We start from the raw sequence: 21,538 nt of genomic DNA, 5'->3' as shown, positions 1-21,538 counted from the left end.
GTAGACGACTCACGAAAGGCCAACCATGACAAACCCATTCGACGACGATGACGCCCAGTTCTACGTCCTCACCAACGCCGAGGGCGAACACTCCCTGTGGCCCATCTTCGCCGCCATCCCCACCGGCTGGACCATCGCCTACGGTGCGTCCCCCCGCAGCGCCTGCCTGGAATACGTCGAAACCCACTGGACCGACATGCGCCCCAAGTCCCTGATCGCCGCCATGAACCCGAAGACGAACTGAACGCGGGGCGCGTCGGTCCTACTGCCGCGCCCAGAATGGCAGGCGCGGTAACCGACCGAAGGTGCCCTTCGTCCCGCCAGACCGGCTGGAGGTCACCTTCATCCCCGACCTGCGTGCCCAGGGCGGACCGACCCAGGGTGACCTTCATCGCGGCGGGTCGACTGGATCACCGCACCCCGCGCGACTACACGTCCACCCGCTGGGCGTCGACGACCTCCCTGGCCCGCTGCCGCCACTCGCTCACCGCGCGCCCGCTGCCGTTCAGCAGCGCCGAGTCGAATCGCTTGGCGCGCTTGGTGACCGTCAGCCCGACATAGGTGCGCGCGTTGGTGATGGCGGCGGTGGCGACGGCGCAGGCTTCGTCCACTTCGCCGGAGGCGAGCAGTGCGGTCGCGTGTTCGAAGCGCACCAGCGCGGGTTCCATCGTCTCGCTCGGGTCGTACAGCGAGATGGCTTGTGCCGCGGCGGTGGCCGTCTCGTCGGGCTTGCCGAGCCTGGCATATCCGATGGCGCGGTAGAAGGCGAGCTTCTCCGGTCGGAACGAGAAGATGCCGATCGGCAGCTCCTCGGTCGCGACGGTGTCCAGCGCCCGCGCGGATTTGTCGATGCAGTGGGCGAAGTGGCGTTCGTCGCCGAGATCGGCGTGCGCGCGCGCCGCCATGCCCCAGAGCCAGGCGGCGGCCGCGCCGGTCGCCGGGTCCTGCGCGAGGCGAGGATCGAGCAGGCGCAGCACTTCCCTCGGTTTGTCGCTGTAGGTGGGCAGGTAGGCCAGTCCGGCGAGCGCGATGTCCTCCGAGTAGCGGTCGCCGATGTCCTGTGCGGCGTGGATGGCGGTGGCGTACCACAACCGCGCTTGGCCGAAATGCCCTTCGTTGAACAAGATCTCGCCGACCACGTTGGCCAGTCGTCCCGCGGTGCGGACCAGCCGGATCTGGTGGTGTGTGGCCTGGCGCTCGCCGAGACATGCTCGCACCGTGCGGAACTGGTCGAGCGTGCCTTGCAGCAGCTCGTGCGGCGGCACCTGGACGACGTGCTTGCCCAGCGCCGCGGTGGATTCTTCCAGGAAACCGAGCCTGCGCTCGCTCATCGACCCGGCGTCCAGGGTCGCGAGCATCCGCTCCGGTTCGCTTGCCAAGAGTTCGGCAGCGTGTCCCGCCAGACCTGCGCCGATGCAGGCCAGCATTTCCCGCCTTCTCACGTCGTCATCCTCGACTTCCTCGTCGAGCCCGATCGGCGTCGACCGAACCTCCGGTCCGGCCTGCGCTTTGTCCCTACCGAGCTTGATTGTCCGATCGAGCGCCGCGCTCGCATCGTCGGTGTGGCCTGCCGCTTCGCGACCCGCCTTGATCGCCCGCTCGAATCGCGTGACGACGACTGAATCGGCCTCGGACAGCACTCGATCGAGTAGTCGACGGCTTGCGGCGTGCATCCGGGTTGTCCGGCCGTTCTCCCACAAGACCACGGTGCGCGGGGTAACGCCCACCAAACGTGCGAACTCGTAACGACTCCGCTTCATCGCCGTGCGAAGGGCAAGCACGTCCTCGCCCGTCCAGTCGACCTCAACCATAGGACCCGCTTCCTCGCATCAGGCCGATTCACTCGAAAATTACTCGCATTTATCGCATTCCGGACTGTTATGTACCCAATCGCAACGCGCAGTCTGTATTGGCACCCGGCGCCGGGGTTGTGCCCAGACCCTATGGGGGCGCCCACTCTCCGGAACCCGGCGCACGGTCCCGACGCGGTCATGATCCAGCCGCTTCGAGCGCGGTTCCGCCGGCGCTCCCGGCGCCGGGTGCACTGAACTCCGCGGAGGTGGACGATGAACGTACCGCATTCGGACTTGCGCGAACTGTGGCTTGTCCAAAGTCGTGACTGCGCAGCAGAACCGCAGGTCCTGGACTACGACAAGGCGAGATTCATCCTCTCCGTCCACGCCGGCCACGGCAGCGGCTGCCGCCAGTACCTAGCCGCCTCCGCCTACTGCTTCCGGCGCGCCGTAGACAAGTGATCCGATGTACTCGACGCTGTCCATCCTGACCGGTTGCGGTCTGGTCGTCTCCCTCATCGGCATCATCGGAACCTGCGTCGGCGACCCCCGCTCCGCAGCCGGACACCGCGCTCCCACAACACCTTTCACGGTCTCCGAAGCGCACCGCGCAATGCAGCAACACCGCGGTTGCCGGGCAGATGCTTGCGCCCGCAAAGGAGCCGCCTTCCGAACTTTGGTCGCGGCGGGACGCATAGTTCCCGATACCCGCGCCGACGGTTATTCGATGTAGTCGTCTGCGCGGCAACGGATGTCGTCGATCGCGTCTGTCAGTAACACTCCCAGCAGACTTCGACGTCGGAGAAGTCGTGCGGGTGGAAGCGACCTCGACCGCCACCGGCGCCCACTCGAAGTCGCGGTTCCAGCCCACAGGCCGCCCCTGGCTGAGGGGAACAGGCGCGCCTGTGTTCATCGACCGGTCGAACAACAGCACGACACTCGAGGCGTGGCGCCATGAACACCGGAGCCGGGCTGGTTCGGCGCGGAAATGATCCTCGGGGCTGAGGGGAATATCGGGGTGGTCCCGGATGTGCGGGGCACCGGACCTGCCTACCGTCGAGGTATGCGTCTGGTATCGATCGTCGTGGCCGCTTCCGCGGTGGCACTGCTCACCGCGGGGTGTGCGAGTGACAGCCGGACGGAGTCGGCCGGGGTGTCGGATGCTCGGCTCGAGGCTGTGCAGGCGGACATCGACCGGGTGGTGGGGGCCGGGGTCACCGGGGCGATCGCGACGGTCACCGAGAACGGGGAGACCGTGGTCCGTACGGCCGGGGTGGCGGACCTGGGCACCGCGGCGCCGATCCCCACCCAACCCGCACAACAGACCCGCGTCGGCAGCATCACCAAGACCTTCACCAGCGCCCTCGTGCTGCAACTGGTCGCGGAGGGGAAGGTGCGCCTCGACGAACCGATCGACACCTACCTGCCCGGTCTGCTGCGCGGCGACGGCATCGATGGACGCGCCATCACGGTCCGGCAGATCCTGCGCCACCAGAGCGGTCTACCGGACTTCGCGGACGACCCGCGCGTCGACGAATACCGCGCGGGAGTCGAGAACCGCACGATGACACCCGCGGAAGGCATCGCGATCGTCAACGGTGGGCGGGCGGTGTTCGTGCCGGGCGAGCGCTACGAGTACAGCAATTCGAACTACCTGGTCGCCGGGATGTTGATCGAGCGGGTGACCGGAGCTCCGTACGCGGCGGAGTTGGAACGGCGCATCCTGAAACCCCTCGGCCTCGCCGACACGTACCTGCCCGGCGCTGGTGAGCGCGACATCCGCGGCCCGCACCCCGCGGGTTACGCCACCCTGAACGGCGTCGTCACCGACGTCTCCCGCATCGAGCCGTCCATCCCATGGGCGTCGGGCGCCCTGGTCTCGTCGGGCACGGACCTGAACCGCTTCTACGGCGCGCTGCTCGCGGGCCGGGTGTTGGAGGCCGCGGAGCTCCAGCAGATGCGCGATGGTGTGCCCAGCGACCAGGAATCGGGAATGGTCTACGGACTCGGCCTCGGATCCATCCAATTACCCTGCGGTGCTGAGTACTTCGGCCACAGCGGCGGAATCTATGGCTACTACACGGTATCCGGTGCGACCGTCGACGGGCGCGCGATCACCGTCGCCCTCACGAAGGCCCCGGAGACCGAACCCGACCTCATCGGCATGCTCGAACACGCACTGTGCCCATGAGAAACCGGACAAGCTCGCATTGCGCGCAGTCCAGCGTCAGCTGAAACCCACCGCCGCCAGGGGAATCGTCGCGATGCCCGTGAGCGGACGGCTCGATGTCGACGATGGGCGCCCAACCTCTCAGACCAGGTTCTTCTCCTTGCGGATCCGGCGGCGTAGATCGACCATCAGCGCGTGGCTGCCGCCGTGCCGCAGGAACCGCGGGATGAACCGGTTGACGAAGCCGACGAACACGAAAAGGTGCTCGAAGCGGCGCTGATCGGCGGCGGTCCACTCCAACCGCATCTGCTCGCGGAAGTACGGCGCGAGGAAGCCGATCGTCAAGAACTTCAGCAGGTTTCGGAACGGCAGGCGCAGGTACCAGTGGATCATGCGCAGATTCAGCAGATCGTCGACGTAGGCGCGCACGTAATCGTCGAGTACGGCCTGGCGGCACGCCTGGTTCCAGTAGATGTCGAACTCGGCGCGCGTCTTGGGCCACATGTCCTCGGTGACCTGAAGCGTGGTGCCCAGAGTCGACGACGAGGCGTAGAAGGCTTCGGCCTGCTCGTCGTTCATCTTGCCTTGCAGCAGCTGGTAGGTGTCCTCGAAACCGATGTAAAGGCATGCGGCGACCCACAATTGGAGGTTGCGGTCGAACGCGTTGTACTTCACCGGGGCCCCCGGCTCGGACCGCACGTGGCGGTGCACCGAGTCGACTGCCTTGCGGTAGGCCATGCGCTCTTCCTCGGTGCCGAGGATCGCCACCGCCAGGTACTGGGTGGTGGTGCGTGCGCGCTTCCACGGATGCTTCATCAGCGCACCGGATTCCACCTTGCTCTCCGCGACGCCGTAACCCACGCCGGGCCTCGCCATCTGCATCGCCACGTTGGCCGCGGCGCCGGCGAAGGACCAGAAGTCCAGCGCGTCGGCCAGTTTGATCGGCCGCTTGGTGAACGGGCGGTGCGCGGAGCTGATGGGGATGCGCGTCTGCTCCTTGGTCAGTGGCGCCGGTTCGTTCTGGTACGAGAAGTGGGCGACCGCGGTCATCGGAGTCCTTCCGTTGTGTTCCTCGTGGTCCGGACCAGCCGCGCGACCCGCGCGGCGGTGAATCGTCCGGTGCCGAACAGGAATCCGGCGAGGAACAGCCAGCCGAGGAACTCGAAGACCGTCATCTCCACGCTGAGAATCCTGTTGAGTGCTTTCATCGTTCGACCTCCTGGAGGCCGATGCGGGGTCGGGGCGGGGTGTGATCACCCATCCGTCGATTATGTTACCGATCATTCTGTATGACAAGAGTGCGCCTTGTCCGGGGTTTGCCCAGTTTCGAGACGGTCCTAGGCGATGGAAGTGTGGTCGTGTTCTGACCGGAAATATCGGTGAAAGTCTTCCGTCCTGCCGTGAATCGTGCGTAACATACGGGACCATGCCGGACCGGATCTCAGCGGTCGGGTGCGCCCGCGACGTCGCGATCTCCTTCGGTACGCGTGGGCGACCTCGACGGGGTTCGGCTGGCGCAGGAAAGGATGCGACGTACATGCTCAAGAGGCTGGATCGAATATTCAGCTACGAGATGAAGGTCTCCGAGTTCTTCGGGACGCTCATCATCCTCGGAATCCCTTACGGGCTGGTCGGAGTCGTCTGGACGCTGACCCACACGAGTCACCTGCGTGAGATGCACGGCATCGACGTGGTGATCTCGTTCCTCGGATCGATCGTGTGCTGGCCGGTGCTCACCTTCTCGAATGTGTGCATGACCTGATGATGATCCTGGTGTGGCTCATCGACATCTTGGTGATCGTCGTCAAGATTCTCGGTGGGCGGATGAAAGTGAATCCGATTCTGCGCTACGGGCTTTGGGTCGCGGTGCTGAGCGCCGTCGCCGCGGGCGTCGCCGTCGTCGGCTACGTGCTGGTGGCGGGGGCGGGTGTAGCTGCCCAGGGGTGGTTCTCCGGGTGAGTACCTGCCAACGGATAAGGCCGGGTTGCTCGTGTGCCGTCTACGCACATGGGCACCTGCCGTGAGCGGATTCACCTGCTCGGCGCCGACCGGACGTGACGTGGATGGGTGTCCGGAATGGATGTGATTGTCTGGTCACTTCTCTGGCGTCGAGTGTCTGACATGGGCGCGGAAGTGCGGCGATCACCTCGATTTCTTCGCAGGTGACGCGCCTACTCGGTAATCGAACCCAGCTCGTCCCGTTGGGCCAATACCCTCGGAAATATTGAGAATTCTTATTCACATGTGACTTGTGTCGCCCACTGTCTCCGTGCGACACTTCACACGCTCCGCGCCCTCGAAGGGGTCACCGTTACCGGTCGGCGAAGTGAGCGAAAGAAGGCCGAGAAAGGACTCGGGCACCGTGACAACCATCGAACGACCTCCGGGTCGGATCGAACCGGGGGAGTCTCCGGAGCGCACCGATCTGGAGCAGGCCGTCGAGGACCTGAAGGGGCTGTGGCGGCGTCATCCGCAACGGTCGCTGGAAACCCTCGGCAGGCAGGTGATGCTCGGGCGCGACGCGGTCATCGAACTGATCCGCGCGATCGTCGCCCGGCGTTTCCCGTACCACGAGTTCATCCGGCAGTGCGCCTTCATGTCGAGCGTCTCCGCGGCGCCGACGGTGTTCGTCGCGATCCCGATCGCCGTCGTCGTCTCGATTCAGGTCGGAGCGCTGGTGAATCAGGTCGGCGCGACGACGTTCATCGGCGCGGTCGCTGGACTCGGCATCATCCGGCAGGGTGCGCCGCTGGTCACCTCGCTGATGATCGCGGGCGCGGTCGGCTCGGCGATCTGCGCCGACCTCGGCTCGCGCACCATCCGCGAGGAGATCGACGCCATGATGGTGATGGGCGTCGATCCGGTGCGCAGGCTGGTCGCGCCGCGTCTGGTGGCGGCGGTGCTGGTCAGCATGCTGCTGTGCGGGTTCATCGTGTTCGTCGGTTTCGCGACGGCCTACATGTTCAACGTCTACGCCCAATCCGGCACGCCGGGCTCGTTCATCGGCTCGTTCGCGTCCTTCGCGGTGGCCAACGATCTCATCGTCGCGCTGGTCAAAGCCGCCATCTTCGGCGCGCTCACCGCGATCATCGCCTGTGACATCGGGCTGCACGCCAAGGGCGGCCCCGGCGGTGTCGCGAACGCGGTGAACTCCGCGGTCGTCACCTCGGCGCTGATGCTCTTCGCCACCAACATCATTCTCACCCAGCTGTACAACACGCTGTTCCCGACGAAGGTGATCTGAGGTGGGCACGAAGTACACCCCGCCCGCCCTGAGACCATTCCGGGCGGTCGGCACCGCGGTCGCCGTGCCGTACCGGGCCAATCAGCGACTCGGCCACCAAGCCATCACGTTCTTCCAGGCGCTTGGCGCGATTCCGTTCGTGCTCAAGCATTATCGCAAGGAAGTGCTGCGGCTGACCGCCGATGTCGGGTGGGGCAACGGCTCGCTCGTCGTCGGCGGCGGCACCGTGGGCGTGGTGATCATCCTGTGCGCCTTCGGCGGCATCACCGTCGGCATGGAATCGTTCACCGCACTCAACCTGCTCACCATGGGTCCGCTGACCGGCGCGATCTCGGGATTCGCCACCACGCGTGAACTCGCTCCGATCCTGGCGACGCTGGCCTTCGCCATCCAGGCCGGCTGCCGGTTCACCGCGCAACTCGGCGCGATGCGGATCTCCGAGGAGATCGATGCATTGGAATCCATTGCCATCCGGCCACTTCCGTATCTGGTCAGCACCAGGATGATCGCGTCCACGCTGACCATCGTCCCGCTCTACACGGTGGGCCTCGCGGTGGCATACCTGGCTACCAAGCTCTCGGTGCTCTTCCTCGGCGGTACCTCCGCGGGCACCTACGACCACTACTTCTTCCAATTCCTCATCGGGACCGATGTCTTCTTCTCGCTGCTCAAAGTCGTCGTCTTCGTGCTGCTCGCGACGTTCATCCAGTGCTACTACGGCTATGTCGCCTCGGGCGGGCCGGAGGGCGTCGGCGTCGCGGCCGGTCAGGCGATCAAGATGGTGATCGTCGTGATGGTTTTCGCGAATCTGTTCATGACACTGGCCATTTGGGGCATCGACCCCGGCTTCCGGATCTCGGGATAGGGGCCGCGCATGCTTCTCGATCCCAGTGGCCGCGGGCCGAGCGCCCGCCAGCTCTCCCTGTCCGGTCTGGCCATGCTGACGGCCACCGCGATATTGCTCGGCCTGCTGATGCTGCGCTACAACGGCTTCTTCGAGGACAAGGTCCGGGTGACCGCCGAGCTGACCAGCACCGGCGATGGTCTGCCATCGCGCGCCGACGTGAAGTTCCGCGGCATGGTGGTCGGCACGGTCGCGGCCGTCGAGGTGGTCGCCAAGGGGGAACGGCAGCGCGCCGAGATCCACCTGAAACCTGCCGTCGCTCCGACGATTCCGGCCGGTGTCACGGCGCGCGTGGTGCCCAACAACCTGTTCGGCGTCACCGCGATCGAACTCGTCGACAACGGCTCGGCGGGCGCGAAACTCGCCGCCGGTGCGGTGATCCCGGAGGACACCAGCACGTCGACGATGCAGTTGCAGACCACGCTCACCGTGCTGCGCGACGTGCTCGACAACATCCAGCCCGAGAAGCTGGGCCGGGTACTGGCGACTCTCGCCGCCGCGCTCGATCCCGCCGCGCGCGTGCCGGGTTCGACGATCGAGCGGCTGGACCGCTGGGTCACGGAAGTGCGCGCGATCCCCGGTGTCGGCGAGCTGCTCGGCGATCTCGGCAGGGCCACAACGGAACTCAGCAAGTCGGCGCCCGACCTGGTCGGCGTGCTCGCCGAGTCGGTCACGACGGCCCGAACGCTCACCGAGCGCCGTGACAACCTGATAGCGCTGCTGGCCAACGCGAGCAGCACCATCGACTCGGTCAATTCCTTGTTCGCCCGAAACCCCGACGCGGCAAAGGATCTCGTACCCGGCTTGGACGAGCTGTTCGGCAGCTTGGCCCAAGACCCGCAGGCCATCCCGGACACCGCGCGCAACCTCAACGCCTCGCTGGCGAAGCTGGCCACCGTGTTCCACTTCGGCCCGAGCCGCCAGATGGTGTGGAAGATGGACGTCAGCTTCACGCCCTTCCAGCAGTACACCGCCGCGGACTGCCCGTCCTACGGTTACCTCACGGGCCCGCGTTGCGGCGGTCCGACGGTGCCGGAAGTCGCGCCGGAGCAGGAGTACCCGGCCCAGTTGCGGCCGCGCTGGCTCGACGCCGCGGGACCGCGGCCGACGCTCGCTCTCCCGGGACTCGAAGCGACTCCCGCACTTCCGGGCCTCCCGACCCTGCCCGCGATTCCCGGACTCCCCATTCCCGGACTGCCCGCGATTCCCGGGATCACCGTGCCCGCCGCGGGCGCCCCGGCAGCTCGCCCGATCGCGGGCGGCCGCGGGCACGCCGGAGTCGCGGCGATCGTCGGCGGCCAACCGACCGCCGCGCAGCTCCTGCTGCTGACGCCGCTGCTGGCGGGCGGGTCGGTGACCGTGTACGACACCGAAGGGGGCAACTAGATGAAATCCGGAAAGGCCCTCGCGGGCTTCGGCTTCTTCGCCGTGCTGGCCATCACGCTGACCTACACCATCTGGTCGACCTTGCAGCGCTCGGTTCCCGGCGACACACACACCTACTCCGCGACCTTCTCCGACGTGATGGGCGTGCGGGTCGGTGACGACGTCCGGATGGCGGGCGTGCGAGTCGGCCGGGTCGACCGGATCGATTTCGACGACGCCTACAAGGCGGTCATCGATTTCCGCATCCAGGACCGTCAGCGGCTCACCACCTCGACCAAAGCGCTTGTGCGATATCAGAACCTGATCGGTCAGCGATATATCGCGCTAGTTCCCGGCAAGGAAGAGGGCGAGCCGCTTCGGCCTGGCGGTCATATCTCACTGGACAACACCGAACCGTCCTTCGACGTCTCGGCGCTGCTCTCCGGTTTCGAGCCGCTGTTCAGCGTGCTGCAACCCGATCAGGTGAACTCGCTGTCGGAGACGCTGATTCAGGCCTTGCAAGGCGACGGCGTCTCCTTGAGCACCCTGATCACCCAGGCCGCCGATCTGGCAAGCACCTTCGGCCAGCGCGATCGCATCCTCGGCGACGTGATCACCAACCTGAGCAGCGTGATCGCCGGATTGGCCAATCGCTCAGCCGAATTGGAGACGCTCATCGCCCAGTCCAGGGCCCTCGTCGAGGCGCTCTACGCCGAAGGTGAGTCGCTGAAGCAGTCCGTCGATTTGGTGGCGAAATCCACCGACTCCCTGGTCTCTCTCATCGCCCAGGTGCAGCCCGACTTGGCCGGGGCGCAGAACGACGCCACCACCGGCATCGCCATGCTGCTGCTCAACGGCGCCGCGCTGGACAAGGCCGCCGTGCAATTCCCGACGCTGCTCAACGCGCTGGCCCGCTTCACCAGCTACGGCGCCTACGGCAACGCCTACATCTGCCGCCTCGACGTCTCGCTGTGGGGCGTACTGCTCCCGCCGGGTCTGTTCTCGCAGGTCGGCGGCGAATCCCAATCGGAGGTGTGCCGATGATGGCGCGGATTCGGTTGCCGAGGTATTCGGCGAACCGCTACCTCTGGCTCGGCGTGCTCGCGGCGGCCTTCGTAGCGCTGCTGCTGGTCGGCTCCAGCGTGGTGTCCGAGGCGCGGCTGTCGGACAAGACGATCAAGGCCGAGTTCGCCCAAGCGGCGGGACTGCGGCCGGGTGCGACGGTCGACGTGTCGGGCATCGAGGTCGGTCAGGTCCGCGCGGTGCGGCTGGACGGCGACAAGGTGGTCGTCGACCTGCGCGTGCGCCGCGATCTGCGGCTCGGCCCGAACGCGCGGGCCGCGATAAAGATGTCGACCATCCTGGGCAGGCTGCACATCGAACTGACTCCGGGCGACGGGAAGGGATTGCCGGACGACATCATCCGGCTGTCCAACACATCGGTTCCGTACAACCTCGGCAAGGTCATCCAGGACCCGCAGTACAAGTCGTCCTTCGAGCGGATCGAGCGGATCGATCCGGACAAGCTGCGCCAGGCGCTGGACGTGTTCGACCAGCAGATGGGCGACTCGCCGCAGCTGACCGTCGCCGCGCTGGACAGCATCGGCGCGCTGGCCAAGGTGATCAACGATCGCCGTGACGAGGTCGACCTGCTGCTGAAGAGCATGGACGAGGTCTCGCAGCTGGTCGCCGACAACCAGAACAGCGTGCTGCTGCTGCTCACCCGCGGCGAGGCGATCGGCAACGCGGTCGCGCTGCGCCAGGACCTGCTGCGCCAGCTGCTCGACAACGTCGCGGCGCTGTCGGCCCTGCTCCAGGAGATGGGCATCGAGAACAACGACCAGCTCGGGCCGCTCATCCAGAACCTCAACACCATGACCGAGGGGCTGGAGAAGAACCGGGAGAACCTGGACCGGCTGTACGAGATCATGCCGGTGGCCATGCGGCAGTTCAACAACGCGCTCGGCAACGGGCCGTACGGCGAGGTCTGGGCGCCGTGGTTTCTCCCGGACAACTGGCTGTGTTTCGCGCAAGCGGTACCGGGGTGCAACTGATGACGATTCGTGGAGTCCTGAAGCTGGCCGCCCTGTGCGTGGCGGCGGCGGTGAGCAGCGGCTGTTCGCTGCTGCCCGAGAGCGTGAGTTCGCTACCCGGCCGATATCTCGGTGAACAACTGCGGATCAGCGCGGATTTCGAGAACGTGGCGGGCCTGTACGCGGGCAACGAGGTGGCCGTTCTCGGTGTTCCGGTGGGCCGGGTCGACACCGTGACCGCGCGCGGCAGCTACGTCGAGGTCACCATGTCCATCGACAAGGACGTGCAGGTGCCCGCCGATGCCATCGCCGCGCTGGTCTCACCGCAGCTGATCACCAACCGGCACGTCGAGCTGGCCCCGGCCTACACCGGCGGCCCGACTCTCGCCGACGGCGCGCACATCCCGCTCGCGCGCACCAGAACACCGGTCGAACTGGACCGGATCCTGGAGAACTTCGACCAGCTCGGTGCGGCGCTGAAAGGCGACAACGAGAGTGGCCCAATGGCCAGCCGGGTGCTGTTCCCCCTGCTCGACGGCAACGGCGACCGATTGCGGGAGACGCTCGACTCCCTCTCCGCCGCTTTCGAGGTGACCTTGGCCAACAAGGACCAGATCGCCAACACCATCATCAAACTGAACGAGATCACCCAGGTGATCGCGTCCAACGATCAGACGGTGCGCGACTTCAGCGGCAGGCTCACCGAGTTGGTGCGTTTGATGGGCGAGCAGTCGCCCGGTCTGCACGCGGTGCTGACCCAGCTCAACGATTTCGTGAACAACACCTCGACGGTTGTCGGACAGAACCGAGACCAGTTGGCGGGCGCCCTCACTCGCTTCGTCGCCATCACCGAGCAGATGCGCGCGAACTCGCGTCAGCTCACCGAGATCATCGACGTCACACCGCTGTTCTTCGAGAACATCACCAACGCGATGAGCCGCGAGCACCAGGCCGTCCGACTGCACGGCCTGCTCGACAAGGCCGTGCTGGACGGCGAGGCGCTCGCGCTGTTCTGTGAGCGGATTCAGCTGCGGCTGGACGGCTGTCGCACCGGAAAGATCCAAGACATGGGACCGGATTTCGGTCTCACCGCCGCACTGCTGGGGATCACGAAATGAGGACGAAGGCGGCGTTGCGCCGTTCCATCGCGGCCGGGTTGGTCGCCGCGAGCATCGGCGCGACGACCGGTTGCGCGGTGACCGTGGACAACGTGCCGCTGCCCAAGCCGGGCATCGGCGCACCCGGATACAAGATTCACGCCGCGTTCCGCGACGCGCTCAACCTGCCGGATCGCGCGCACGTGAAGATCGGCGGCACCGACATCGGCGTGGTGACCGCGATCAGCACCACGAATTTCCTCGCCGACGTGGAAATGGAGATCCGCGAGGACATCCGGCTGCCGCGCGGCACCACCGCGGAATTGCGACAGGCGACCCCGCTCGGCGACATCTTCGTCGCCATGACCCTGCCCGCCGCGCAGGACAGCACGGAGATGCTGCGTCCGGGCGACACCATCGGCACCGAACACACCTCGGCGGGCGCGTCGGTGGAGCAGCTGATGGTCTCGATCTCCATGCTGCTCAACGGCGGCGGGCTCAATCAGGCGGCCAAGATCACCGCCGAGATGAACTCGATGTTCGCGGGGCGGGCGCCGCAACTGTCGCACCTGCTCACCGAATTGAGCAGCGCCATCGACGCGTTGAACCGGCGCACCGCCGACATCGACAGCGTGCTCTCCGGCGTCAACCTGCTGACCGGCGAATTGGCCGCGCGCAAAGCCGAACTCGGCGCGGCCGCCGACACCTTTCCCGCACTGCTCGGCCTGTTCGCCGAGAACAACAGGGACATCTCGGCATTGATCGGCAAGGTGTCGGTGACCATGTCGGCGCTCGGCGATTTCACCGAGACCACCGGTCCGGAGTTCGTCGGCCTCTTCGACAGCATCCAGCGGCTGATGTCCGGCTTCACCCAGATGGGCGAGGAATTGGGACTGGCGTTGGAGCGTTTCGATCAAATGTATCCGTCCGTCATGGCGTCGTTCGACGGACCGAATCTGTCGGTCGCGGCGACGGTTTCGTATCTCAGCATCGGCGCGCTGACCGATCCGAGCGGCAGCCGTCCGCCGGAACTCGGTGACGTGCCCGCCTTCATCGGCAGCCTCGCGCAGGTCATCGAGAAGGTGATCGGCAGGCTCACCAGCCCACCGCGCACGGAGGGCGGACGATGAACATCCCGCTCTGGAATTACCTGGTACGCAAGCGGATCGCGGTCGCCAACATCGGCCTGGTACTCGTGCTGGTCGCGGGTTCGGTCTACCTGAGTTCGCAGGTGCTGCGCTTCAACCCGGTGCCGAACACGTATCTGGTCACCGTGCAGTTGCAGACCTCCGGCGGGTTGCTGGCGAACAACGACGTCACCTTCCGCGGCACCAGGGTCGGCCTGGTGCGCGAGGTCCGGGTGGCGGACGTCGGTATCGAGGCCATCGCCGAAATCCAGTCCGGCGCGCGCATCCCGGTCGGCGGCACCGTCGCGGTCGGCCGCCTCTCCGCCGCGGGGGAGCAGTACCTGGATTTCCGGCCGGACTCGGACACCGGTCCCTACCTCGGTGACGGCGATGTGGTGCCGGTGTCCCGCACCGCGGCACCGGTCTCGGTGCAGTCCGTGCTGGCGAACGTGAGCGGCATGATCGGCGGACTGAACCCGCAGCGGCTCACCGTGATCGTCGACGAGCTGGACAAGGCGTTGGCGGGCGGCCCGGATCGCTTGCGCAACATGATCTCCGGAATCAGCAGAGCCATGGCGGGACTCAACGACCTGCTGCCACAGACCAGGCAATTGATCGAGAACCTCGAGATCATCGCGGAGACCACCTCGCACGCCCAGCCCGACCTGACGACCCTCACCACCGGCGCGGGCGCGCTGTTCGAACAGCTGACGGCCGCCGACCAGGAGGTCCGGCGCTTCCTCGACCTGGCGCCCGGCCAGCTGGCGACGCTGGGCGGCTTCGTCGCCGAGACCGAGGACCCGGTGACCAACCTGGTGACGAACTTCGTGGCCATCACCAAGTCGGCGAAGCTGCGCCAGCCCGCCATCGCGGCGTTGTTCCCCGCGCTGCGCACCGGCACCGAGGCGATCGGCGTCCCGGCACACGACGGCGCCTTCCATACCCTCGTCGACCCCTGGCCGCGGCCGACCTGCGACTACGAGACGATCCCCGTCGTGCCGACGCTGGCCACCACCGACACCAGGGTGCGGCTCTACAACTACTGCGTCACGAGCAATCCGGCGCTCCAGGTGCGCGGTTCGGCCAACGCGCCGCGGCCCAATGTGCCCGACAACGGCTCCGGCCCGCCGCCGGGTGTGACCGGAAACGAACTGTCCCGACCCGTTCCCGGGCGATAGGAAGGAAAAGCCATGAGTGACAACGATGTCGACAAAGGCGCCGCGCCCGTTGCGGAGCGTGCTGCGGCGGGCGGCGGGTCCGCTGGTGCCGAGGCGCCTGCCTCGTCCACCGACAAGTCCTCCCCGGAGGCGGAGGTCGATGCGACGAGCGGAAGCGCTGCCGGTCGGGCTGGCGCGGATGCGAAGGATGCTGCGGCGGTCGGCGAGTCGGCGCAGGGCGTGACCATGGCCGTAGCTGCCGCGGATGCGAAAAGCGCTGCGGCGAAGCCTAGTTGGCGCGCTCGTCTGGGGATACCAGGCGGTGCCAAAGGGCTCGTCGCGGCACGTGCCGCGGTGGCCGTCCTGCTGGGCGGCGCGCTCGCCTCGACCGGATACTTCTTCGTGCAGAACAAGGACAACGAGGCCCTGCTGGCGGCCCACGAGGAGGCAAGGGCGGCGGCCTGCGCGTACGCGCCCGTGCTCGCCAACTACGACGCGAAGAACCTCGACGCCTACTTCACCGCGGTGTTGGACGGCGCGACCGGCGACTGGAAGAAGCAGTTCGACGACACCAGCCGTGAGCTGAAAGAGGTGCTGTCCCAAGGCGAGGTGGTCTCCAAGACCAACGACGTGCAGTGCGCGGTGAAGACCGGCGACGAGACCTCGGCCGAGGCGATCGTGGTGATCGGCCAGACCATCACCAGCGTCGGCACCCAGGGCAAGCCCGCGCCCGGACAGCTGTCCATGGTGATGCGCATGGCCAAGGTGGACGGTAAGTGGTTGGTGAACATGGTGAATTCGCCGCTGGTTCCGGCTCCGCAGCAGTAGGTTTCGTCGGTTCAGCGGGCCGCTGGCCTGCCGAACAGGATGACCTGCATCAGGTGGGCGACCCGCGCCTGCGAGCTGGACGGATTGTCCGGGCCCAACCACTGACCTAGGTCGACGACCAACGCGAAAGCGGCGTGCACCAGCACCCGCGACTCGGCGGCGGACAGCTCGGGGCGCACCCCGACGACGAGCTTGGCCCACTCTTCGACGTTGAGCCGCTGGATGTTTCGCAGCACCGTGCGGTCTTCCTGCGGCACGTTGCTGATCTCGGCGTAGTAGACGAAGGTCAGTTCCCGCTCGGCGAACGAACCGGCCACGTACAGCTCGATGAGCCTGGTGAGCGCGCGCTCCGGGTCGCCGTCGGAGGCGGCGATTGCGGGTCCGATGGCGGCCGAAACCCGGTCCGCCGCACGGCGAAACGCGGCGGCGAGCAGATCGCCCTTGCTCCGGTAGAAGCGGTAGACGGCCGAGGAAGCGGGCAGCTCGGCGGCATTGGCGATGTCCTCCACGCTGACGTTCGGATAGCCGCGCTCGTGGAACAGTTCGATGGCGCGCCGCAGCAGCAGCTCGTGCTTGAACCGGAGCGGGACCTCGGTGGCCCCCTCGGTGGTCGGCGAGTCGCCGACCGGCGGCAGGTCGCAGCGGACGACGTCCAGGCACGCCGTGCGCAGCAGCTTGGTCAGCGACCGCACCGGGATGGACACGTGGTGATCGGAAATGCTGCCGATGACGCTGAGCACGGCGGTGGCCAGAACGAGGCTGTCCGCGCGCGCGAGTTCGGGCCGTGCCTCGGCGAGCAACGCGCCGACCACCCGATACGCCTCGATCAGCTGGTCGATCAAAATCCGGTAGTCGTCCTGCTCGAGGTAGCGGCTCTGCCACCGCAGCAGCGCCGCGCCGCGACGGTTGGTGATCGACCTCTCGATGAGCGTGTCGATGATGTGCTCGAGCCTGCGATACGCGTCGGCGTCGGCCAAGTCGTCGGGCAGCTGCACCGCCTCCGCGCAGAGCGCGCTCAGCCGCAGCGCCTCCTCACGGAACAGCGCGTACTTGCTGGGGTAGTGGCGATACAGCGCGGTGGAGCTGATGTCGAGCCGGGATGCGATCTCTTCCATGCTGACGCCGTGGTAGCCGAGGGCGCCGAAGGCCTCGGCGGAGGTCGCCGCGATCTGCGCTCGCCGGTTTCGCGGCCGACGCCGGATCGCCCGTGCGTTCTCACCGCTCGCCGCCTCCCGGCGGGCGCCGCCTTTCCGCGCATCCATGCGGCGATGCTAACCCAAACGGATGCTCGGTAAACCCGGCTTTCGCAGGCCGGAATCAAACTGAATGATAGATCACAAACAGGTAGTAACACCGGCGGTAACGGGGACGATTATAACGATGCGGACCAGAATACTCGGTAACATTACCGAGTGCGGCCCGGGTCCTTGGCTCCCTGTGCGCGGTGGTTTCAGCCCTGTGCCGGACGGCCGAACAACGCGACCTGCATCAGCAGTCGCACCCGGTCCTGCGCGGCGATCGGGTCGCTGCCGAACGCGCGGCCGAGATCGATGACGAGCGCGAAGGCCGCGTGGATCAGGAAGCGCGCCTCGGCGGGCGAGAGTTCCGGTCGCACCTCGCGCAGCAGCTTGGCCCACTCCTCGACGCTGAGTCGTTGGATATTGCGCAGGACGGTGCGTTCCTCGGCTGGAACATGTTGGAACTCGGTGAAATACACGAAGGTGAGGGCGCGCTCGGCGAACGAGCCGGAGACGTAGTACTCGATCAGTGTGGTGAGCGCGGATTCCGGTCCGTCGGACGCCGCGACGGCGGGGCCGATCGCGGCCGACACGCGTTCGGCGGCTCTGCGGAACGCGGCGGCCAGCAGATCGCTCTTGCCGCGGTAGAAGCGGTAGACCGCCGACGCCGCGGAAAGCCCTGCGGCGCTGGCGATCTCCTCGACGCTCACATTGGGGTAGCCGCGGTCGTGGAAGAGCTCGACCGCCTTGTGTAGCAACAGCTCGTGCTTGAACGACTCCGGGATCTCCACCGCCGCCGTGGGTTCCGGTTCCGCCGCGGCGGTCGGCAGCTCGGCGTTCGCCAGCGACCAGCAGGCTGAGTCGAGCAGCCGGGCAAGGGCTTTCGCGGGCAGCGAAGCGTGGTGATCGGCGATGCTCGTGATGGCGCTGAGCAGTGCGGCGCGCAAGACCCGGACGTCGTCATCGCCGAGTTCGGGGCGCAGCCCGCGCAATTCGGTGCCGAGCGCGTCGAGGACGGTGGCCTGCTGCTCGGCGAGCGTCTTCTGGTCCTCTGGCTCGAGGTAGCGGCCCTCCCAGCGCACCAGCGTGACGCTCGGGCGGTTCTCGATGGTGGCGCCGATCAGCGCGTCGAGCACGACGTGCAGCCGCTGCTCGGGCGAGAGTTCGGCGGCGTCGGCGGGCAGCTGGACCGACTCGGTCATCGCCCGCCCGACCCGCAGGAGCTCCTCGCGGAACAGCGCGTACTTGCTCGGATAGTGCCGGTACAGCGCGGCCGAGCTGATCCCGAGCCCGGAGGCGATGTCCTCCATGCTCACGCCGTGATAGCCGAGGGCGCCGAAAGCGGCTGCGGACGCCGCGGCGATCTGCGCGCGCCGATTCTTCGGCCGTCGCTTGATCTCCCGTGGTGCCGAGTCGCCGCTGACTGCCTTTCGCGCCGTACGGCGATTGTCGACACTCATGCCGGACATCGTAACGACTTCGCGCCCGCCGTGATTTGCCCAGGTCGCGCTGCGTCGAACGGGTCGAGAGCTGCGCGCGACCGAGCACGGCGGCCGTTCCGTGTGGCCCCGAGGCTCGGTCGCTTCGGGGCCACACGGTTCGCCGTTCGGCTCGCCGCGGCGGCGAGGCGGGATGCGCCGCGCCGATCCGTTCGGAGATCGGCGATCGAACGTCCGCGCTGGGGGCACCAGGAGTCGGGCCTTCATCGATCGCCGAATATTGATAAACATACAGCAGAAACGCAGCAGGTCAACAGGAAATAGACTCATGAACCGATAATCACTATGACGTAGGCGCTCGGTGCTGTCGGTGTTACCGTTGCGGTGGTTCGTCTCAGGGGCGGTTCGTCGGGAAGAGGGGGTAGCTGTGTCGGCATTTCAGATCGCGGTGGTGTTGTATCCGGGCATGACGGCGCTCGACGCGATCGGACCGTACGAGGTGTTGCGTTTCGCGCCGGGCGCGGAAGTCCGCTTCGTCGGGCACGAGATCGGTCCGGTCATCACCGACAGCGGCGCGCTCGCGCTCGGGGTCACCCACACCTTCGACGAGGCACCGGCCCCGCGGCTGGTCGTGGTACCAGGCGGCCCGGCCGCGACCGCCGTCGCCGCGGACGAGCGGGTGCTGAACTGGTTGCGCGCCGTGCACGAAACCAGCGAATGGACCACCTCGGTGTGCACGGGTGCGCTCGTGCTTGCCGCGGCGGGTCTGCTCGATGGCCGGTCCGCCACGACGCATTGGGCGGCGCAGCGCGCGCTCGGCCTGCTCGGGGCCGTGCCCAAGCGCGGCGAACGATTCGTGGTCGGCGACCGCATCGCCACGGCCGCGGGTGTCTCGGCGGGTATCGACCTGGCGCTGTGGTTGGTCGGCGAGATGTTCGGCGAGGAGCGCGCCGAGGCGATTCAACTCGCCATCGAATACGACCCCCGACCGCCCTTCGACGCAGGCCACCCAGACAAGGTCGCGCCCGCGATGCGCCGCTCCGCGTTGATCGACCAGGTCCGCCTGCTCGGAGACCTGCGCCACAGCGGAACCCTGGTACGCACCCTCACGGGCGCGCAGCAGGCGTTGTGGCGCAGCGCTATTCGCCGCATCCGCGCCTGACCGGCGCGGTCGGGTCAGCGCGCAGGACGGATCTTCGCGTACCAGTCCAGCAGGTCCGGGTCGTCGACGGCGCTGCGCTCCACCACGCGCGCGGCCTCGGCGCCCTGGAACAGTTTCTTGATCGGCACCTCGAGCTTCTTGCCGGTGCGGGTGTGCGGGATGCCGGGCGCGACCAGGATCTCGTCGGGCACGTGCCGGGGCGAGACCTCGGTGCGGATGGTCGAGCTGATGCGGTCGCGCAGCTCGTCGGTCAGCTCGGCGCCGGGCGCGAGGACGACGAACAGCGGCATCCAGTACCCGCCGTCGGGCTGTTCCGCACCGATCACCAGCGCCTCGGTGATCTCCGGCAGCCGCTCGACGGACTGGTAGATGTCGGCGCTGCCCATCCGGATCCCGTGCCGGTTCAGGGTGGAATCCGAGCGGCCGTGCACGACGATGCTGCCGTGGTCGGTGATGGTGATCCAGTCGCCGTGCCGCCAGACTCCCGGGAACATGTCGAAATAGGCGTCGTGGTAACGCTTTCCGTCCGGGTCGCGCCAGAAGCTCACCGGCATGGACGGCATCGGCGCGGTGATCACCAGTTCGCCGACCTCGCCGCGCACCGGCTTGCCCGCTGGATCGAACGAGTCGAGCGCGACGCCGAGATAGGGCGCCGACAGCTCGCCCGGCCAGACCGGCACCGTGCGCACACCGCCGATGAAGGCCGAGACCACGTCGGTGCCGCCGCTGATCGAGGACACCGGAACGTGCTCGCCGACGTTGTCGCGCAACCACAGTGCCGAGGAGGGCGGTAGTGCGGATCCGGTGATGCCGACCGTGCGCAGCGCCGAGAGGTCGTGCTCGTCGCGCGGGACGACGCCCGCCTTGATGCAGGCCAGCACATAGCCGGGACTGGTCCCCACCACAGTTGCCCGCGTCTCGGCGGCGATGCGCCACAGCGCGTCCGGCGCGGGGTAGGTCGGGCTGCCGTCGTAGCAGACGATCGTCGCGCCGACCAGCAGGCCCGCGATCTGGAAGTTCCACATCATCCAGCTCGGGCTGGTGTACCAGAAGAAGGTGTCGTCGGCGCCGATATCCGATTGGAGGGCAATGGCTTTCAGGTGCTCGAGCAGCACGCCGCCGTGGCCGTGCACGATGCCCTTCGGAAGGCCGGTGGTGCCGGAGGAGAAGACGATCCACAGCGGATGATCGAAATCCACGGTCTCGGTCTGGATGACGGCCCCGGCATTGTCGGTACCGACCGCCTCCGCCCACGGCATGGCATCGGGGACCTCCAAGCCGAGCCGCGAGACGGCGACCGTAGCGCGTAGCGATTCGAAACCCTCTTGCAGCGCGGCGATATCGGCACGCTTGTCGTGCGCCTTGCCACCGAAACGGTAGCCATCGGCCGTGACGAGGACCGTCGGTTCCAGCTGGCCGAGGCGGTCGAGTGCGGCCTTCGGCGAGTAGTCCTGCCCGCACGCGCTCCAGATCGCGCCGAGACTCGCGGTCGCCAGGAAGGCGATCACCGCCTCGGGAATGTTCGGCAGGTAGCCGACGACCCGGTCACCCGGCTCGACGCCCAGTTCGCGCAGGGTACGTGCGAAGGCGGCGGTGGCGTCGATCAGCTCGATCCAGGACACCTCGCGGGTCGGCTCGTCCTCGCCGACGGCCAGGATGGCGGGGCGGTCGGTGCGCGCCTGGCGCACGACCTGGTCGACGTAGTTGAGCTTGGTGCCCGGAAACCACTGGGCGCCAGGCATCTCCGTGCTCGCCAACACCTCGCCGTCGATCTCGCCGAGTTCGAAGTACTCCCAGACCGCCCGCCAGAAGCCGGCCAGGTCGTCCACCGACCACTGCCACAGCGAGTGGTAGTCCGACGTGGCGACGCCGGTGCGCTCGGCGACGAACCGCGCGAACTCGGTCACCTCGGCGTCGGCGATGTCCCGTTCGGTCGGCACCCACTGTGGTTGCACCGCAATACCTCCTGGCTCGTGGGGTG

At 67.2% G+C, this 21,538-nt stretch carries 20 protein-coding genes; 14 read left to right on the top strand and 6 right to left on the bottom strand.

The annotated features are described in order from the left end of the window. Positions 1-25: 25 nt before the first annotated feature. The gene (locus T333_RS13610) at positions 26-244 is read left to right on the top strand and encodes an MbtH family protein (RefSeq protein WP_354998974.1); all 219 of its coding nucleotides are present in this window, start codon (positions 26-28) and stop codon (positions 242-244) included. A 184-nt stretch (positions 245-428) separates the two neighbouring features. On the opposite strand, the gene T333_RS13605 is transcribed toward T333_RS13610, so the two are convergent. Beyond that, positions 429-1,811: a helix-turn-helix domain-containing protein gene (locus tag T333_RS13605; protein ID WP_355002204.1), complete on the bottom strand. Its 1,383-nt coding sequence runs from the start codon at positions 1,809-1,811 to the stop codon at positions 429-431. A 1,045-nt stretch (positions 1,812-2,856) separates the two neighbouring features. Between T333_RS13605 and T333_RS13600 the strand changes: the two genes are divergently transcribed. Continuing rightward, positions 2,857-3,984, top strand: a complete 1,128-nt coding sequence (locus T333_RS13600; protein WP_496424632.1) for a serine hydrolase domain-containing protein — start codon at positions 2,857-2,859, stop codon at positions 3,982-3,984. A gap of 120 nt (positions 3,985-4,104) precedes the next feature. On the opposite strand, the gene T333_RS13595 is transcribed toward T333_RS13600, so the two are convergent. Both T333_RS13595 and T333_RS13590 read right to left on the bottom strand, forming a co-directional pair. Continuing rightward, entirely contained in the window at positions 4,105-5,013 is a 909-nt protein-coding gene (locus T333_RS13595) for an oxygenase MpaB family protein (RefSeq protein WP_496424631.1), read from the bottom strand. Then, entirely contained in the window at positions 5,010-5,171 is a 162-nt protein-coding gene (locus T333_RS13590) for a hypothetical protein (protein WP_496424630.1), read from the bottom strand. Before T333_RS13590 ends, T333_RS13595 begins: the two co-directional genes overlap by 4 nt. A 329-nt stretch (positions 5,172-5,500) precedes the next feature. Here T333_RS13590 and T333_RS13585 point away from each other — a divergent pair, with 329 nt between their 5' ends. The 11 genes from T333_RS13585 to T333_RS13535 all read left to right on the top strand — a co-directional run bounded on the left by T333_RS13585 (position 5,501) and on the right by T333_RS13535 (position 15,718). Then, positions 5,501-5,725, top strand: coding sequence for a hypothetical protein (locus T333_RS13585; protein ID WP_357255649.1), 225 nt, complete (start codon positions 5,501-5,503; stop codon positions 5,723-5,725). After that, positions 5,725-5,922: a hypothetical protein gene (locus T333_RS13580; RefSeq protein ID WP_496424629.1), complete on the top strand. Its 198-nt coding sequence runs from the start codon at positions 5,725-5,727 to the stop codon at positions 5,920-5,922. The genes T333_RS13585 and T333_RS13580 overlap by 1 nt, the downstream gene beginning before the upstream one ends. A 433-nt stretch (positions 5,923-6,355) precedes the next feature. Next, a complete protein-coding gene (locus tag T333_RS13575; RefSeq protein WP_355002230.1) occupies positions 6,356-7,207 on the top strand; it encodes an MlaE family ABC transporter permease in 852 nt (283 codons plus the stop codon). 1 nt (position 7,208) lies between these two features. Beyond that, positions 7,209-8,072, top strand: a complete 864-nt coding sequence (locus T333_RS13570) for an ABC transporter permease (protein WP_355002199.1) — start codon at positions 7,209-7,211, stop codon at positions 8,070-8,072. A 9-nt stretch (positions 8,073-8,081) separates the two neighbouring features. After that, a complete protein-coding gene (locus T333_RS13565; RefSeq protein ID WP_496424628.1) occupies positions 8,082-9,497 on the top strand; it encodes an MlaD family protein in 1,416 nt (471 codons plus the stop codon). Beyond that, a complete protein-coding gene (locus T333_RS13560; protein WP_357255643.1) occupies positions 9,498-10,520 on the top strand; it encodes an MlaD family protein in 1,023 nt (340 codons plus the stop codon). Beyond that, positions 10,520-11,530, top strand: coding sequence for an MCE family protein (locus T333_RS13555; RefSeq protein WP_496424792.1), 1,011 nt, complete (start codon positions 10,520-10,522; stop codon positions 11,528-11,530). The genes T333_RS13560 and T333_RS13555 overlap by 1 nt, the downstream gene beginning before the upstream one ends. Further along, positions 11,530-12,627, top strand: coding sequence for an MCE family protein (locus T333_RS13550; protein ID WP_496424627.1), 1,098 nt, complete (start codon positions 11,530-11,532; stop codon positions 12,625-12,627). The genes T333_RS13555 and T333_RS13550 overlap by 1 nt, the downstream gene beginning before the upstream one ends. Then, positions 12,624-13,736: an MCE family protein gene (locus T333_RS13545; protein ID WP_496424626.1), complete on the top strand. Its 1,113-nt coding sequence runs from the start codon at positions 12,624-12,626 to the stop codon at positions 13,734-13,736. The genes T333_RS13550 and T333_RS13545 overlap by 4 nt, the downstream gene beginning before the upstream one ends. Next, entirely contained in the window at positions 13,733-14,911 is a 1,179-nt protein-coding gene (locus tag T333_RS13540; RefSeq protein WP_355002194.1) for an MCE family protein, read from the top strand. Before T333_RS13545 ends, T333_RS13540 begins: the two co-directional genes overlap by 4 nt. Positions 14,912-14,923: 12 nt before the next feature. Further along, positions 14,924-15,718: an Rv1363c family protein gene (locus T333_RS13535; protein WP_496424625.1), complete on the top strand. Its 795-nt coding sequence runs from the start codon at positions 14,924-14,926 to the stop codon at positions 15,716-15,718. Between the two features lie 11 nt (positions 15,719-15,729). Here the strand turns inward: T333_RS13535 and T333_RS13530 are convergent, their stop codons facing one another. Together T333_RS13530 and T333_RS13525 are read right to left on the bottom strand one after the other, a co-directional pair. Further along, entirely contained in the window at positions 15,730-16,980 is a 1,251-nt protein-coding gene (locus T333_RS13530; RefSeq protein WP_496424624.1) for a TetR/AcrR family transcriptional regulator, read from the bottom strand. 188 nt (positions 16,981-17,168) lie between these two features. Continuing rightward, positions 17,169-18,416 (bottom strand): TetR/AcrR family transcriptional regulator, encoded by a 1,248-nt coding sequence (locus tag T333_RS13525; protein WP_496424623.1) that lies wholly within the window; start codon positions 18,414-18,416, stop codon positions 17,169-17,171. Between the two features lie 445 nt (positions 18,417-18,861). Here T333_RS13525 and T333_RS13520 point away from each other — a divergent pair, with 445 nt between their 5' ends. Beyond that, positions 18,862-19,557 carry a DJ-1/PfpI family protein gene (locus tag T333_RS13520; protein WP_496424791.1) on the top strand — a complete coding sequence of 232 codons (696 nt, stop codon included), beginning with the start codon at positions 18,862-18,864 and terminating at the stop codon, positions 19,555-19,557. Positions 19,558-19,571: 14 nt separating this feature from the next. Here T333_RS13520 and T333_RS13515 read toward each other — a convergent pair whose 3' ends face one another. Continuing rightward, positions 19,572-21,512 carry an acetoacetate--CoA ligase gene (locus tag T333_RS13515; protein WP_355002189.1) on the bottom strand — a complete coding sequence of 647 codons (1,941 nt, stop codon included), beginning with the start codon at positions 21,510-21,512 and terminating at the stop codon, positions 19,572-19,574. Positions 21,513-21,538: the final 26 nt, after the last annotated feature.

The sequence above is a fragment of the Nocardia sp. CNS-044 genome (assembly GCF_059570515.1).
Note: the sequence above shows the minus strand (reverse complement) of the source record. Positions and strands in the feature narration are given on the sequence as shown.

What these genes read in the sequence shown, in the direction of transcription:
- T333_RS13610 (WP_354998974.1), top strand. Translation starts at nt 26, where the DNA reads ATGACAAACCCATTCGACGACGATGACGCCCAGTTCTACGTCCTCACC.
- T333_RS13605 (WP_355002204.1), bottom strand. Translation starts at nt 1,811, where the DNA reads ATGGTTGAGGTCGACTGGACGGGCGAGGACGTGCTTGCCCTTCGCACG.
- T333_RS13600 (WP_496424632.1), top strand. Translation starts at nt 2,857, where the DNA reads ATGCGTCTGGTATCGATCGTCGTGGCCGCTTCCGCGGTGGCACTGCTC.
- T333_RS13595 (WP_496424631.1), bottom strand. Translation starts at nt 5,013, where the DNA reads ATGACCGCGGTCGCCCACTTCTCGTACCAGAACGAACCGGCGCCACTG.
- T333_RS13590 (WP_496424630.1), bottom strand. Translation starts at nt 5,171, where the DNA reads ATGAAAGCACTCAACAGGATTCTCAGCGTGGAGATGACGGTCTTCGAG.
- T333_RS13585 (WP_357255649.1), top strand. Translation starts at nt 5,501, where the DNA reads ATGCTCAAGAGGCTGGATCGAATATTCAGCTACGAGATGAAGGTCTCC.
- T333_RS13580 (WP_496424629.1), top strand. Translation starts at nt 5,725, where the DNA reads ATGATGATCCTGGTGTGGCTCATCGACATCTTGGTGATCGTCGTCAAG.
- T333_RS13565 (WP_496424628.1), top strand. Translation starts at nt 8,082, where the DNA reads ATGCTTCTCGATCCCAGTGGCCGCGGGCCGAGCGCCCGCCAGCTCTCC.
- T333_RS13560 (WP_357255643.1), top strand. Translation starts at nt 9,498, where the DNA reads ATGAAATCCGGAAAGGCCCTCGCGGGCTTCGGCTTCTTCGCCGTGCTG.
- T333_RS13555 (WP_496424792.1), top strand. Translation starts at nt 10,520, where the DNA reads ATGGCGCGGATTCGGTTGCCGAGGTATTCGGCGAACCGCTACCTCTGG.
- T333_RS13550 (WP_496424627.1), top strand. Translation starts at nt 11,530, where the DNA reads ATGACGATTCGTGGAGTCCTGAAGCTGGCCGCCCTGTGCGTGGCGGCG.
- T333_RS13545 (WP_496424626.1), top strand. Translation starts at nt 12,624, where the DNA reads ATGAGGACGAAGGCGGCGTTGCGCCGTTCCATCGCGGCCGGGTTGGTC.
- T333_RS13540 (WP_355002194.1), top strand. Translation starts at nt 13,733, where the DNA reads ATGAACATCCCGCTCTGGAATTACCTGGTACGCAAGCGGATCGCGGTC.
- T333_RS13535 (WP_496424625.1), top strand. Translation starts at nt 14,924, where the DNA reads ATGAGTGACAACGATGTCGACAAAGGCGCCGCGCCCGTTGCGGAGCGT.
- T333_RS13530 (WP_496424624.1), bottom strand. Translation starts at nt 16,980, where the DNA reads ATGGATGCGCGGAAAGGCGGCGCCCGCCGGGAGGCGGCGAGCGGTGAG.
- T333_RS13525 (WP_496424623.1), bottom strand. Translation starts at nt 18,416, where the DNA reads ATGAGTGTCGACAATCGCCGTACGGCGCGAAAGGCAGTCAGCGGCGAC.
- T333_RS13520 (WP_496424791.1), top strand. Translation starts at nt 18,862, where the DNA reads ATGACGGCGCTCGACGCGATCGGACCGTACGAGGTGTTGCGTTTCGCG.